Genomic DNA, 14314 nt, shown 5'->3' on the forward strand with positions numbered 1-14314 from the left:
CGCCGCGATCGCGGCGGTTCTCACTCACATCCACCGGGGGACTCCAGATGGCGAAGATCCATGTCGGCGCGGTTGTCGCGTGCGGGTTGCTGCAAGCTGCGGCCTGCCTAACGGCGCAGGCCCAGCAAGCCGAACCGGCCAGCGAGGGCAGCGTGGCGACCTATCAGTTCGACAACCAGATCAAGCTGATGAGCGAACAGCGCACGCGCGGCATCTCCGATTCGTTGCTGCGGCCCTCGGCCAAGTGGAGCACGCAGTTCGTGCATGCCAGCGGACTGGTCGCGTTGCTGGAAGTGGCCGGGGTCAGCAAGAAGCAGTTCGTCAATGGCGACGGCCTGGGCGTCACCTTGGCGGGTGGTTATCGCTTCGGCGATCCGGACCGCTGGCACGCCGGCGTGGGCTTGGCCACCGAGCGATTCCCGGGCGCGCGCTTCATGGCGCCGCATGGCATCGACCTGGAAACCGGCACGCCGACCGATGTGCGCACGACCAACTACAACAGCGATTTTGCCGTGATTGAGCTGGGCTACGGCATCGTCGAAGGGGGCGTGCTGTATGTGGTGTCCAAGACCTATCGCGGTGCCGATACCGGCGGCGTGTGCGGGCAGATCCTGCGCTTCTCGATCGATCCGACCGCCGCATTGCAGTGCTACGCGCGCGGCGAACAGGACCCGCACGCGTGGTGGGACGCGTTCTGCGCCACCGCCGCTGCCGTGGTGCAGGGCGATGCGGCGCTGCGCCGACGCGTGGTGGCCGTGTGTTGCTCGACCCAGGGCGAAGGCACCGTCTGCGTGGACCACAACGGCCAGGCGCTCGGGCGCGCCATGCTGTGGCTGGACATGCGCGGCCAGGCGGCCATCGCCCGGCGTCTGCAGGGGCGTTGGCTCACTGTGCGCGGCTACGACCCGTTGCGCCTGTGGCGATGGTTGCGCCTGAGCGGCGGTGCGCCTGCGCGCAGCGGCAAGGACTGCGCCGGCCACATCGCCTATCTGCGCGACCACCAGCCCGTGCGGTATCAGCGCACGCACAAGTTTCTCAACGTGCTCGATTACATGAACCTGCGCCTGACCGGCCGGTTCTGCGCCACGCCCGATTCGATGCTGACCACCTGGGTCACCGACAATCGCGACCCGCACCATATCCGCTACGACGCCGGCCTGCTGGACATGGTCGGGGTGGAGCGCGACAAGTTGCCGGACCTGGTGCCATCCACTGCGGTGCTGGGGCCGCTGCTGCCGCAGGTGGCCCAGGCCCTGGGCCTGTCGCCGCAGACTGTGGTGGTGGCCGGCGCGATCGACACCTCGGCAGTGGCGGTGGCCGCGGCGGTGGAGGATCACGCCGCGCACCTGTACCTGGGCACCTCGTCATGGCTGGGCGCGCATGTGCCGCGCATGAAAACCGACGTGCGCAGTACGATCGCCGCGGTGCCGTGCGCAGTGGAAGGGCGCTATCTGGCGATCGCCCTGCAGACCACCGCCGGTGCCAACCTGTCCTTCCTGCGCGACCGCATCCTGTTCCATGCCGACGAACTGCTCAGCGACGAGCAGCGCCCGGACGTCTATGAAGTGCTCAATCGCATCGCCGCACGCGTGCCCGCAGGGTCCAACGGGTTGATCTACATGCCCTGGCTGTTCGGCGAACGCACGCCGGTGGAAGACCCGAGCCTGCGTGCCGGCCTGATCAATCTCTCGCTGATGCATAGCCGCGAGGACATGATCCGCGCGGTGATGGAAGGGGTGGCGTTCAACACGCGCTGGATGATGGAGCCGTTCGCGCGCCTGCTTGGCTGCGACCCAGGCACGATCGCTGCGGTCGGCGGCGGCGCCCAGTCGGACCTGTGGTGCCAGATCATTGCCGATGTCAGCGGCCGGCCGATCCGGCAATTGCACAATCCGATCCAGGCCAATGCGGTCGGCGCGGCCTTCATCGCCGGGGTCGGCCTGGGCCGGCTCGGCTTCGGCGACCTGGCGGCATTGCAGCGCCCCCGGCGGGTCTACGAGCCGGATGCGGGCACGCGTGCGCTGTACGACGACCGCTACGCGGTATTCAAGGACCTGCAGCGCACCTTGGCGCCGATCTACCGACGGCTCAATCCCTCCACGCCTGCTCCCGCCCCGGAGGTCGCCGCGCATGTTTGCCCTTGAACAACGCCAGCGCGTGGTTGCGCTGTGCATCGAACTGTCGCGCCGCGGCTATCTGGCCGGCACCGGCGGCAATGTCGCCTTGCGTATCGATGCCGAGTGTTTCGCGGTCACTCCCTCGGCGATCGACTACCTGAGCATGCAGGCCGAGGATATCTGCATCGTCCGCACCAAGGACCTGCACCAGCTCGACGGCACGCGCGCGCCGTCGGTCGAAACCGGCCTGCATGCGCAGGTGATGCGGCGGCGCCCGGACGTGGGCTGCAGCATCCACACCCACCAGCCGGTCGCCAGCGCCTGCACCCTGCTGGGCGCGCCGTTGGAGGTGACGCAACCGGCGTTGCGCCGGCTGCTTGGTGCACGGATTCCGATCGCCGGCTACATGCCGTCGGGGACCGGCTTGCTGGCCCGCCTGTTGGCCCGGCAGCTGCGGCCCACCGTCAACGCCTATCTGCTGCGCAATCACGGCGTGGTCTGCTGCGGGACCAACCTGGAGGCGGCCGTCACCGTGGTCGAAGCATTGGAACTGGTCGCGCGCAGCCACCTGCAGGCGCAGATCCAGGCACGTGCGGCGCGCGAGCCCGACCTCGCTGCGGGCCTGCAGCGGGTGCTGACGGCGCTGGATTCCAGCCGGCACACGTCCGGCGCGTCCTCCCTTTCCCAGACATGATGGCACCGACAATGAGCGTGACTTCCGCGATTTCGCAATGGCCCGACGTGGACCAGCTGTATCGCCGCTTCGATGCGTTGGTCAAACAGCCGATGCGGCCGGTCCGGCGCGAGGGCATGGACAAGGTGATGCGCTACTTCGAGCAGCGTTGCCAGGGCTCCAAGCAGTTGGGCGACGCCGCGCAGCGGGTGATTCCCGGCGGCGTGCAGCACAACCTGGCGTTCAACTACCCGTTCTCGCTGGCGATGCGCAGCGCCGAGGGCGCCTACCTGACCGACGTCGACGACAACCGCTATATCGACTTCCTGCAGGCCGGCGGCCCGACCTTGCTCGGCTCCAACCCGCCGGCGTTGCGCGCACGCGTCAACCAGGTGCTGGACCAGTGCGGGCCGGTGACCGGACTGCTGCACGAATACGAGGTCAAGCTGGCCGAGCTGGTCTGCGCCAGCATGCCGGCGGTGGAGATGGTACGCCTGCTCGGTTCGGGAACCGAGGCGGTGATGGGCGCGGTGCGCCTGGCACGCGCGTATACCCGCAAGCGCTGGATCATCAAGATCGGCGGTGCGTATCACGGCTGGAGCGACCAGTTGGTATACGGCCTGCGCCTGCCCGGCACCGGCCGCATGGAAGCGATCGGCATTCCGCGCGGCGCCACCGCGCATACCCAGGAATGCCTGCCCAACGATCTGGACGCGTTGCGCCGCAAGCTGCAATTCAATCGCCTGCGTGGCGGGACCGCTGCGGTGCTGCTGGAGCCGCTGGGGCCGGAGAGCGGCACCCGCCCGGTGCATGCGGACTACAACCGGCAGGTGCGCGCGCTGTGCGACGAGTTCGGTGCGCTGTTGATCTTCGACGAAGTGGTGACCGGTTTCCGGTTGGGTCCCGGCGGTGCGCAAGGCTACTTCGGTGTTGCACCGGACATCACCGTGCTGGGCAAGTGCCTGGCCGGCGGCTACCCGATGGCCGGCGCGATCGGTGGCCGCCGCGAGGTGATGATGAGCCTGGTGGGCGGCATCGGCACGACCGCGCGGCGCGCCTTTGTCGGCGGCACGCTTTCGGCCAACCCGCTGTCTTGCGTTGCCGGCTATTACGCGTTGCTGGAAGCCCAGCAGCACGATGCCGCCGGCCGCGCCGGCCGCGCCGGCCGCGCCGGCGATCGCCTGCGCGCCGGACTGGAGGCGATCATCCAGCGCCGCGGATTGCCGTACGTGGTCTACAACATGGGCTCGATCGTGCATCTGCAGACCTCCGGCGTGCTGCTGCTGGACACCGGCAACCTCTACAAACTCTGGCGCGTGCGCAACGAAGCCAAGGCGCGCAAGCACATGATGGAAGAGATGGGCGCGGCGTATTCGGCGCACGGCCTGATCACCCTGGCCGGCAGCCGCATCTACACCAGCATGGCCGACACCGATGCGGTGATCGACGAGGCCCTGAACCGTTTCGACGATGTCTTCGCACTGGTCTGAGCCGATGAACGCCACCGATGCCCTGCGCGACACCTGGCTGCAGACCCGCGAACGGCTGCAGGCCTCCCACTTGCTCGGCGACGATGACGCGGCCTTGTCGGTGCGTTGCCCGGGCGCCACGCAGATGTGGATCGGCAGCGCCACCGCGTCGACGCCGCGGCTGCTGGACTGGCGCGAGGATGCCGCGCTGGACGCCGCGCAGCGCCTGCATGCACAGGTCTATGCGCAGCGTGGCGACGTGGGGGCGGTGGCGTGGTCGGCCGGTGCGTTCGGCCACTGCCTGGCGGAGGTCGGCGGCGTGTTGCCGCAGGTGTTCGACGAACAGGCGCGGCATCTGGGGCCGATGCCGCCGCCGGTGCGCGCGGCCGACGCGGCGGCGGTGCTGGCCAGCGGGATCGGCAACGCCGTGCTGGTGGCGCGGCGGCCGCTGTGCCTGGGCACCAGTGCGCGTCGCCTGGCGCTGAACCTCGGGTTGTTCGAAAAGTGCGCCAAGGCGTATGTGCTGGCGGCGGCCACCGGAGGACCGACCCGGCAGCTGCCGTGGTGGGTGCGTCGCATCGCCAACGGGCGTCTGCGCAAGGACCAGGTGCGTGCGGCGGCCGCATTCGCCGATGGCGCCCTGCCCACCGAAAGCACGGCTTACTGAAGGCATCGCATGCGCAGCCCTCATCCACCCGCAGTGTCCGCCGCGGCCGTTCCCGCCTCGAAGGGGTTGCCGTCCGGTTTGTCGATCGGTTCGATCGCCCTGCTCATCCTGGGCGTGCAGCCGATCCTGCTGGGAACATTGGTCGAGCAAAAGCTGATCACCCTCTCCGGCGTGGGCATCGTGGCGATGGGAGAGATCGTCGCGCTCGGCCTGGGCGTGGCGCTGGGCGATGCGCTGTTGCCGCACCGCTGGCAGCGTCAGGTCGCGGTGCTGGCGACGCTGGTGGCGGCGCTGCTGGATCTGGCCACCACGCAGGCGGTCGGCGACACCGCATTCGTGCTGGTACGCGCCGCTGCCGGCCTGGCGGAAGGGCTGCTGCTATGGGTGGCGACCCTGACCATCGTGCGTGCGGCCAAGCCGGATCGGGTCACCGCGGTGTTTATGCTGACCCAGGCGGTGGCGCAGATCGCACTGGCGAACCTGCTGGCGCTGTGGGTGCTGCCGTCCACCGGCTGGAAAGGCGGTTTCGTGGCGCTGGGCGCGGTGACGCTGTGCGCGGCGCTGCTGGCCCCGTTGCTGCCGGCAAGGTTGTCTGCCGTGAGCGCAACCGCGCCGGCGCGCCGCGTGCGCTGGTCGCCGACAACCCTGTTGCCCTTGCTGATTGCCTTCGCGCAAATGGCCGCGACCGGCGCGCTGTGGGCGTACCTGGAACCGTTGGGGCTGCGCGCCGGCCTGGATGCCAGGGCGGTGCAGGCGCACACCTCGCTGGTGCTGGCGATGCAGATCGTCGGCGCGCTGGCGGCGATCTGGTGGGTGCGCCGGCTCGGTCACGCACGTACCCTGGTGGTCGGCAGCCTGGTGCTGGCAGCGGTGGCGGCCAGCATGGCGCGTGCGGCGCCGGCCGGCACTGCCGCGTTCACGGTTGCCTGCGTGGGCTTGGGCCTGGTCTGGATGTTCCTGATGCCGTTCCACGTGGGTCTGGCGTTCGGTGCCGACGCGCATGGCCGGGTGGCGGTGCTGGTGCCGGCGGTGCAGTTGCTGGGATCGGCTGCCGGCCCCTTGCTCGCTTCGCTGTTGCTGCAGCACGATGATCCGGCTCCGGTACCGGTGTTCAGTCTGGCCGCCGCATTGCTGGCGGCGGTGCTGGCGGCGGCAGCCGGCCGCGACCAGCGCCGCCGGGCGCCGCCGACCGCAGCGCAGCCGAACAGGGGGGATCGATGATCGACAGCGTGTGCGGGATGGTCCGCAGCGTGCCGGCGCGTCTGGCACGCCGGTCGCGGATGCGTTTGCAGTGTTTGCGCGTGCAGCGGGGGCGTGTGCGTCATGCACGCTGACCTGGACGCGTCCGCCGAGGACATCGCGGCAGTCTTCGCTGCCCAGCAGCCGGTGGCCGCTGCCTGGCGCAGTTCCACCGCCGCACAGCGGCGCGAGCGCCTGCGCGCGTTGCGCAGCGCGCTGCTGGCACGGCGGCAGGCCCTGTATGCCGCCTTTGCCGGCGACTTCGGCAAACCGGCGCTGGAGGTGGAGCTGAGCGAGCTGTTGCCGGTGGTCGACGAAATCGCCGCCGCCATCGCCGGGCTGCCGCGCTGGATGCGCCCGCGCAAGGTGGCGCCCACGTTGCTCACGCTGGGCACGCGCGCGCAGATCGCCTATCAGCCCAAGGGGCGCTGCCTGATCATCGGGCCGTGGAATTATCCGGTTGCCACCGTGCTCGGGCCGCTGGTGTCGGCGCTGGCGGCAGGCAACACCGCCATCCTCAAGCCGTCCGAATTCACCCCGCAGGTCAATGCGGTGCTGCGCGCGCTGCTGGCCGAGGCATTCGACCCTTCCGAAGTGGCGATGGTGCAGGGTGGCGTGGCCACTGCGCAGCGCTTGCTGGCCTGCCCGTTCGACCATGTGTTCTTCACCGGCTCGCCGGCAGTGGGGCGTCAGGTCATGGCCGCCGCCGCCGCCCAGCTGGCCTCGGTGACGCTGGAGCTGGGCGGCAAATCGCCGGCCATCGTCGACCGCAGCGCCAACCTGGAGCGCGCCGCGCAGGTGCTGGTGTGGGGCAAGCTGGTCAACGCCGGGCAGACCTGCATCGCGCCCGATACGCTGTTCGTGCATCGCGAGGTCCGCACGGCGCTGCTGCAGCGGTGCCGCGAACTACTGGCGCAGCGCTACGGCAACAGTGCTGCGGCGGTGGCCGCCAGCCCCGATCTGGCGCGCATGATCCATGTCGGCCATGCGGCGCGCCTGGCGACCCTGATCGATGAAGCGCGCGCGGCCGGTGCCGAGCTGGTGGCCGGCGGCGAGCATGACGTAGCGCAGCGTTTCATCGCCCCGACGGTATTGGCTGATGTCCCGGAACACGCGCGCATCGCGCAGGAAGAAATCTTCGGCCCGGTGCTGCCGGTGGTGACCTTCGACCACATCGACACGCTGCTGGCCGGGCTCGACGCCGCCGCCAAGCCGTTGGCGCTGTACCTGTGGAGCAACGATGCCGCACAGGTCGCCCACGTGCTGGCGCGCAGCAGCTCCGGCAGCGTGGTGGTCAACCACTGCCTGCAGCAGTTCATGCACACCGGCTTGCCGTTCGGCGGCATCGGCCAGTCCGGGATCGGCAGCGCGCATGGCGTGCATGGATTCAAGGCGTTTTCGCATGAGCGTGCGGTGTTGCGCGGCGGCCGCCTGCTGATCGCGCGCGCCTTCTTTCCGCCGTATCGGGGCTGGCAGCACCGCGTGGCCACCGCATTGACCGCCTGGCTGGCCCGCCGATGACGCGTGCGGCACAGATCGCCCGCGACGCAGCGCGTATGATGTGGCCCTGGCAAACACCGGCCGTGCAGGCGCATGGCGTGGCGGTGGCATGGCGCTACTGCAGACGATGGACGCCGCCTGGCCGGCGCGATGCAGCAGCGATGCAACGGCGCAGGTGCAGTCGCGGTGGTCTGGCCGACGCATCACTCCGTGTTCGAGGAATTCCCTGCCCATGTCCACGACCAAGTCCCGTCCGCGCGCGCCGCTCAAGGCGCCCGCGCCCAGGCTGACCGGCAACAAGCTCCCGGCCCAGCATCGCGCGACCGAGACCTACGAACATATCTTGGCGGTGACCGCGCAATTGCTCGGCGATGTCGGCGTGGAACGGCTGTCCACCAATCTGGTCTGTGCGCATGCCGGACTGACGCCACCGGCGTTGTACCGCTACTTTCCCAACAAATATGCCTTGTTGTCCGAGCTCGGCACGCGCCTGATGCAGCGGCAGAACGCGCTGGTGCCCAAGTGGATCACGCCGCAGGCTATGTCCGGTTCGCGCGACCAGGTGCAGCAGGCGCTGACCGGCCTGGTGCTGGACACCTACCGGGTGACCAAGGCCACCGAGGGCGGGGTCTGGATCCTGCGCGCGCTGCGTGCGGTGCCGGCCTTGCAGCAGGTGCGGCTGGACTCGCATGCGCAGGTCACCAAGGCGCAGGTGCGCATGCTCGCCGATTTCTTTCCCGATGCAGACCCGCGCCAACTGCGTCTGGTCAGCCGCATCGTGGTGGACCTGATCTATGCGACCGTGGAGCTGCTGTTCGATGTGCGGCTGAGCAGCCGCGCGGTGGCCGAGACAGTCGGCACGATGATCGCCGGTCACGTCGAGCAGTTGCGCGATGCAACGGCCGATGCGCCGACGGGCAGCGCTGCGGAGCATCGGCGGCGTGCGTCACAGGCGCGGCGTTCAACACGCGCCGGGTGATGGGCCGGCAGCGACCGCGTCGTCAGGGCATGGATGGGCGCACTTTCCAGGCGCAGGGGTAGCTGGCCGGTTGTCATGTGACTGCCTGCAGGCGCTGGATGGCGCGGGCAGGCACGCGCCACAGGCAACGCTCAGGGCACCGGCGGTAGCACGAGCAGATCCTGCAGTTCCGGTCCGCCGCCGCGGTTGCCGCTGCCTGCGGCGATGTAGAGATCCTCGCCCACCTGTGCCGCCTGCGTGCCGTGCCTGCCGCGTGGCAAGGCCGGATCGGTGTCCCATCGCGCGGTGGCCGGGTCGTAGAACTCCACCTCGGCATGGCCGGCGACCTGGGCCGTGCTTTCGCCGCCCAACAGCATGACCCGGCCGTGATACGCGATGGCCGCCGCGCCCGCGCGCGGGGTCGGCAGCGTGGCATCGGCCACCGACCAGGTGGCCTGGCGCAGATCGTAGATATCCAGCTGCGGAATCGTTTGCGACAGCGTGTCGCCGGTGTCGTGCGAAGAGCGGCGCCCGCCGCCCGCGTAGAGCTTGCCGTCGAGCACCACGGCCTGGAAGTGGTCGCGCGCATGCGGTGCATCGGGCAGGCGCGTCCAGCGCTGGGTCCGCGTGTCGAAGGCATCCAACCAGGGCACATAGCCGCTGTTGTGGCCACGCGTATTGCCGCCCACCAGATACAGCACCCCGTCGTGCGCGACGGTACCGGCCGAACCGCGGCGGCGATCGGCAGGAATTTCTGCGCCCACCTGCCAGCGGTCGGTGGCCGGGTCGTAGATCAGCAGATGCGTCAACGCCGCTTCGTCGGGATAGTCGCCGGTAAACCCGCCCACCAGATAGAGCTTGCCTGCCCAGACCGCCGCCTGGGCGTGGTTGACGGCCAAGGGCGGCGCGCTGCCGCGCGACCAGCGCCGGGTGCGGGTATCGAAGATATCCAGCGGGCGTTCACCGCGACCCCCGAGCACATACAGGCGCTCGCCGATGGCGACCATGCTGTTTTCGTGGCGTGCATGCGGCTCGCCCTGCGCCTGTACCGCGCGCCATTGCTGCTTGCTGGTTGGCCCGGCTGATTCGAGGTCACTGGCCTGCCCGCGGGCAGGCACGCTTGCGGTCACCACGAGCAGGAACACCACGCAGAACGACATTGCCAAGCGATGCATCGGTGTTCCTTCGGTTGCCGAGAGCCGCCAGTCTACGCACCGATCGACGCACCGCCACGGCAGGAAGCGGACGCAGCCGCGACGCATCTAGCGATCACGACAGTGCAGCGCTGCCATGGTCGGCGATGGCAGTGGTCGATCAACTGCACTGACGCAGTGCCGCCGTAGGCGCAGCGCGCTTCATCAAACGCAGCGTCTTGGCCGCATGCGAGTGACCAGGTGGACGCCGCCTCTTCACGTCCGACAGCAGCGCGTATGCAAACACTACCGCTACCGCAATGACAGGAGACCTGCGTGACGCGTTCCTCGACAACTTCCCGTTCGGCGACAACGCCGCCCAAGAGCGTCGCCGCTGCAGCGGCGCGTGGGCTGCGCCTACGCGCGCAGCACGGCCGTGGCGGTACTGCCGTTGGTGTGGCGCGTGCGCGCGACCTGTCGGCGCAAACCTCGCTGTCTGCACAGACCATTGGACGCATGCATGCGTACTTCGCGCGACACAGCGTGGACAAGCGCGGCAAGGGCTGGGCGGATGCCAAGGCGCCATCGGCTGGCTACATCGCCTGGCTGCTCTGGGGCGGCGATGCAGGCCAGCGCTGGGCAGCGCGCGTGTACGCGCGCCTGCACCAGGCAAGCCCGACCAAGGGCGCCAGCAGTGGAGATGGCTCGAAAAAGACTGCTGTAAAGAAGACCGCAACCAAGCAAGCGGCGGCAAAAAAAACGGCGACCAAGACGTCGGCAAAAAAGACAGCTGCGAAAAAGACCACGCCGACCAAGCGCGCCACGAAAAAAACGGCGGCCGCAAGCGCCTCCGCCAGAAAGACTGCATCGTCCAGGGTCGCAAGCAAGGCAACCAAGAAAGCTGCAGCAAAGAGCCGCGCGGCTGAGAAGAAAGGCGCGACCAAGAACGCGCCATCAAGGCGCACTGCGGCGAAGAAGAGCACCTCCACAGCTGCGAAAAAGCGTGCAGGCAAGACGTCCGCGCCCTGGAACACGTCCAGCCCGAAGGGCGCTTCGCGCTCCAAGCCACTGTCGCCATCGCAGAAGACCCAGGCACGCAAGCGCGCAAAAGCCGCGGGCCGCCCATATCCGAATCTGGTGGACAACATGGCCGTCGCCAGCAAGCGCAGCACGACCAAGCGAGCGAACAAGTCCAGCGGCACGAAAAAGCCTGCGGGAAAGAAATAGCGGTATCGGTCGCGCGCCTTTGTGCATGCTGGGATCAGAGGTGTGCGGCACATGCCCGACTTTGCATGCCGCTGGGTCTGAAATAGTGCCGACTAGACTATGGGGCGGTGACGCTTGCTGTCGCCCCGGCATCGGTCCGAGCAGTACTTCACCGCATCCCAGACACGCTCCCACTTCTTGCGCCAGCGGAACGGCCGCCCGCACTGCACGCAGATCTTCTCTGGTAGATCGTTTTTTTTTTCGCATCGCCATAGGCTGGGAGGAACTGGGAAATACGTCGATGAAGCGGGATGCAAGCATAGCGATCTCCAATGCAAAACGCCGTCTCGACTCGGGCGGCCAACACAACTGCGGCGCAGCCGCCAGACGGGCGCGGTGTGTGCTCGGAATCGGCATGGCCCACTCCTACACTGCGGTCTGAAGGCCTCGTCCGCATCACCGGGCGACCGCTCGCTACGTTTTGCTAGCCGCGCTTCATGCAGGTAGCTGCACAGAGCACGGTAGTACATGGAGTGGGAAGACCGCCGCATACGCTTTGCTATAGTGCGCAGCAAGCGGTGTGGCGGCACGTCTCCGGCATCGCAAGGCGCCACGCTCACACTCTCAAACAAGGACGTTCGTGAAAGCATTGTTGCTGGTCGTGTCGGCGCTCTTGTACGTTGCCGCACTCTGCCTTCCTGCACTGCATGGCGGTGCCGAACATGTGAGCGGTATCGTGCTGCTCATGCTCGGCTGGATTCAGGTGCTCGATGGCCAATGCGTCGCCTGGTTAGCCAACCTGTTGTTCTTCGGTGCGTGGCTCTGTTACCTCTTCAAATCCGATAGGACGGCATTGGGCCTGCTGCTGTCGGCATGCCTGATCGGCATGGATACCTTTCGTGCCACCCGCTATCTGAAAAACGAAGCCGGGCACGAAGTGATGATCGACCGGGTAGGCGCAGCCTTCTACGTGTGGGAGCTGAGCTTTCTGGCACTGGTGATCGTGGTGCTGGTGCGGCTGTCGAAGAAACGTGGCGTCAAGCGACCGAAGACGGTTTGATCCTGCAATCGCCTTTTGAAGGCGAGTGTGCGAACGAAGCTGCCACTCCCATTGAGCGCCCACACATGTGGCAAGCAAGTGCAACCGCACGTTGCTCTTCGCGCTGACTGCGGTGGTCATTGCCTGTATCGCTTCGAATGCGGAAGTTGCCGCCCGGGGTGCATGCGGCGGGGCGGCAAGCTGGCGCTGGCGTTGGGTGACCTCTTCAACTGCTGCGTTGGCTGCTATCTGCACCAGCTGAGCTGGTAGGTCAGACACATTGGCTGTGCAATTGCCGTCGCCGGCGTGCGATTCTAGGGTCCAGACCCGACGGAGGTTGGTCATGGACACCAGCACCAACGTAGACACGCAAACCATCCCGACCCTGCCGAGCCGTTCGATTCCGCAGACAGTAGCGTTCTATCGGCAGCTGGGCTTTGTCGGCGATGCGCATCCGCACGATGCAGGTTACGCAATCCTGCGACGTGGCGAGGTGGAACTGCACTTCTTCGCGCATCCGGATCTGGATCCGGCCGCCTGTTATGCAGGCTGCTACATCCGGGTAGGCGATGTGGATGCCGTCCACGCAGCGATGAAGCACGCCGCCTTGCCCGAGCGAGGCATTCCCCGGCTCGACCCGGTTGGCGACAAGCCGTGGGGCATGCGTGAGTTCGCCATTGTCGATGAGAGCGGCAATCTGCTGCGGATTGGGCAGGTGCTCGCGTCAGGGTGATGCATTGCATGCGCGAGGTGACGGCAATGGTCGCCCGCCTGATGGCACCCGCGCGCGCAATGAGATGGTGCCGTGCAGCGTCTTACACCTCACCCATCGATCCAAGTGCCCGTGTCACTTCCGTCGGGGTGGCCGTACCGAGCGCGGCATAAGCCGCCTGCAAGGACGCACAAAAACGCGCGTCTGCGGACAGTGATCCGAACACCGCCTCCAGTGTCAGGAAGGTAGCGACATCATGACCTGCATCGCCAGTGGCGTTGCGTCCAAGCGCGCTGAGCGCATCGTGCATTGGGTCGGTCAGCGGGACGCCGTTGTGCGCCTGCCTGCGGACGAAGTGCAGCCACGCCGCAACGGCCAGGCATAGGCGCTGGATCGGTCGGCCGGTAGCGAGTGCATCGCCGATCGTGCCGAGCAGTCGCACCGGGATTTTCTGCGAGCCATCCCAGGCAATCTGCGTGAGCAGGTGACCGATGGCGGGATTGCGAAAACGGGCCAGGATGGCGTCGCTGTAGCGTTGCGCATCGAAGCCCTGCATGGCCTGCAGGGTGGGCGCGATCTCCGCGCGCATCAACGTTTCCACGTACGCGGCAAGTTCGCGGTGACGCATGGCCTCGGCCACGGTTTCCAGGTCCAGCAGGCTGCCGAGATACGCCAGCGCCGAGTGCGGCGCGTTGAGCAGACGCAGCTTGGCGCGCGCGTAGCCGGCGATGTCTTCGCTCAGGGTGACGCCAACGCGCTCGAATGCGGGGCGCCCATTGCAGAAGCGGTCTTCGATCACCCACTGGCTGTAGCGCTCGCGCTGGATCGGCCAGGCATCGCGCACGCCAAGATGATCGTGTACGCGCATGCGCAGCGCGTCATCGGTGGCAGGCGTGATGCTGTCGACCATCGAGCGCGGGAAGGCTGCGTGCTGCGTGATCCATTGCGCAAGCGCCGGGTCACGCTGCGCGGCGAGCCGCACCACCGCGCGCTGCAGCAGCGTGCCGTTGTCGGTCAGGTTGTCGCAGCTCAGCGCAGTGAACGGCGCGGTGCCGTCGTGCCTGCGTTGCTGCAGCCCGGCGACGAGGTAGCCGATGGCGCTGCGCGGGCGCGCGGGATGGGCGATGTCGTGCACGATGTCTGGATGCGAGAGGTCCAGCGTGTCGCCGGCCAGGCAATAGCCCTTCTCGGTGATGGTCAGCGTGACCAGGCGCACTGCCGGGTCGGCAAGGCGCGCGAGCACGGCAGCGTGTTCGTCTGCGGCGCAGAGCACCTCGCCGATGGCCCCGATGACGCGTAATTGCGGGTGTTCGTCGAGCAGGGCGAGGGTGTACAGACCATCCTGTGGGCGCAAGGCATCGCGCACCTGCGGGCGATGCAGCGAAACGGCGCTGATGGCCCAGCTGGGGTCTTCGGCTAGCAGGTCATCGATGTAGACGGCCTGGTGAGCACGGTGGAAGGCACCTGCGCCCAGATGCACGATGCCGATGGAGGGGCTTGCCGGGTCATAGCTGGGCCTTGAAACCACCGGCGGCAGCGTGGCCAGGGTGTCGAGCGAAAGACGTGGTGCGTGCATCGTGTCGCCTGCGAGGTAGGGGTGT

Annotated in this window: 12 protein-coding genes and 2 pseudogenes; 10 read left to right on the forward strand and 4 right to left on the reverse strand. The window is 67.8% G+C overall.

Going from position 1 to position 14314, the window contains the following annotated elements; all coding sequences use genetic code 11:
• Positions 1 to 47 precede the first annotated feature (47 nt).
• The 8 genes and pseudogenes from FLG15_RS23655 to FLG15_RS21125 all read left to right on the forward strand — a co-directional run.
• Positions 48 to 671: pseudogene (locus tag FLG15_RS23655) on the forward strand (TorF family putative porin); the annotation flags it as partial.
• Positions 660 to 2144 (forward strand): annotated as a pseudogene (locus FLG15_RS21095) (xylulokinase); the annotation flags it as partial. The pseudogenes FLG15_RS23655 and FLG15_RS21095, both read left to right, overlap by 12 nt.
• Positions 2131 to 2811 carry a class II aldolase/adducin family protein gene (locus tag FLG15_RS21100; RefSeq protein ID WP_057678608.1) on the forward strand — a complete coding sequence of 227 codons (681 nt, stop codon included), beginning with the start codon at positions 2131 to 2133 and terminating at the stop codon, positions 2809 to 2811. The pseudogene FLG15_RS21095 and the gene FLG15_RS21100, both read left to right, overlap by 14 nt.
• Positions 2812 to 2822: 11 nt before the next feature.
• On the forward strand, positions 2823 to 4280 hold the full coding sequence (locus FLG15_RS21105; RefSeq protein ID WP_017159660.1) for an aspartate aminotransferase family protein: 1458 nt from the start codon (positions 2823 to 2825) through the stop codon (positions 4278 to 4280).
• A gap of 4 nt (positions 4281 to 4284) precedes the next feature.
• Positions 4285 to 4926: a hypothetical protein gene (locus tag FLG15_RS21110; protein WP_057678607.1), complete on the forward strand. Its 642-nt coding sequence runs from the start codon at positions 4285 to 4287 to the stop codon at positions 4924 to 4926.
• Between the two features lie 78 nt (positions 4927 to 5004).
• Positions 5005 to 6147: an MFS transporter gene (locus FLG15_RS21115; RefSeq protein WP_057687108.1), complete on the forward strand. Its 1143-nt coding sequence runs from the start codon at positions 5005 to 5007 to the stop codon at positions 6145 to 6147.
• Positions 6148 to 6249: 102 nt separating this feature from the next.
• The gene (locus FLG15_RS21120; protein WP_057678934.1) at positions 6250 to 7686 is read left to right on the forward strand and encodes an aldehyde dehydrogenase family protein; all 1437 of its coding nucleotides are present in this window, start codon (positions 6250 to 6252) and stop codon (positions 7684 to 7686) included.
• Positions 7687 to 7897: 211 nt separating this feature from the next.
• Complete coding sequence (locus tag FLG15_RS21125; protein WP_057678933.1) at positions 7898 to 8644, forward strand: TetR/AcrR family transcriptional regulator; 747 nt, start codon at positions 7898 to 7900, stop codon at positions 8642 to 8644.
• 131 nt (positions 8645 to 8775) lie between these two features.
• Here FLG15_RS21125 and FLG15_RS21130 read toward each other — a convergent pair whose 3' ends face one another.
• The 3 genes from FLG15_RS21130 to FLG15_RS23660 form a co-directional block, all read right to left on the reverse strand.
• The gene (locus FLG15_RS21130) at positions 8776 to 9798 is read right to left on the reverse strand and encodes a Kelch repeat-containing protein (RefSeq protein ID WP_150147316.1); all 1023 of its coding nucleotides are present in this window, start codon (positions 9796 to 9798) and stop codon (positions 8776 to 8778) included.
• Between the two features lie 551 nt (positions 9799 to 10349).
• Positions 10350 to 10856: a hypothetical protein gene (locus FLG15_RS21140; RefSeq protein ID WP_057678935.1), complete on the reverse strand. Its 507-nt coding sequence runs from the start codon at positions 10854 to 10856 to the stop codon at positions 10350 to 10352.
• A 219-nt stretch (positions 10857 to 11075) separates the two neighbouring features.
• Positions 11076 to 11198, reverse strand: coding sequence for a DUF2256 domain-containing protein (locus FLG15_RS23660; RefSeq protein ID WP_370512623.1), 123 nt, complete (start codon positions 11196 to 11198; stop codon positions 11076 to 11078).
• A gap of 413 nt (positions 11199 to 11611) precedes the next feature.
• On the opposite strand from FLG15_RS23660, the gene FLG15_RS21150 reads away from it, so the two are divergent.
• The gene (locus tag FLG15_RS21150; protein ID WP_057678931.1) at positions 11612 to 12022 is read left to right on the forward strand and encodes a hypothetical protein; all 411 of its coding nucleotides are present in this window, start codon (positions 11612 to 11614) and stop codon (positions 12020 to 12022) included.
• A 322-nt stretch (positions 12023 to 12344) separates the two neighbouring features.
• Positions 12345 to 12734, forward strand: coding sequence for a bleomycin resistance protein (locus FLG15_RS21160; protein ID WP_017155220.1), 390 nt, complete (start codon positions 12345 to 12347; stop codon positions 12732 to 12734).
• 82 nt (positions 12735 to 12816) lie between these two features.
• Here the strand turns inward: FLG15_RS21160 and FLG15_RS21165 are convergent, their stop codons facing one another.
• On the reverse strand, positions 12817 to 14289 hold the full coding sequence (locus tag FLG15_RS21165; protein WP_150147323.1) for a mannitol dehydrogenase family protein: 1473 nt from the start codon (positions 14287 to 14289) through the stop codon (positions 12817 to 12819).
• Positions 14290 to 14314 lie beyond the last annotated feature (25 nt).

The sequence above is a fragment of the Xanthomonas phaseoli pv. dieffenbachiae genome, assembly GCF_008639345.1.
GTDB lineage: Bacteria > Pseudomonadota > Gammaproteobacteria > Xanthomonadales > Xanthomonadaceae > Xanthomonas > Xanthomonas phaseoli.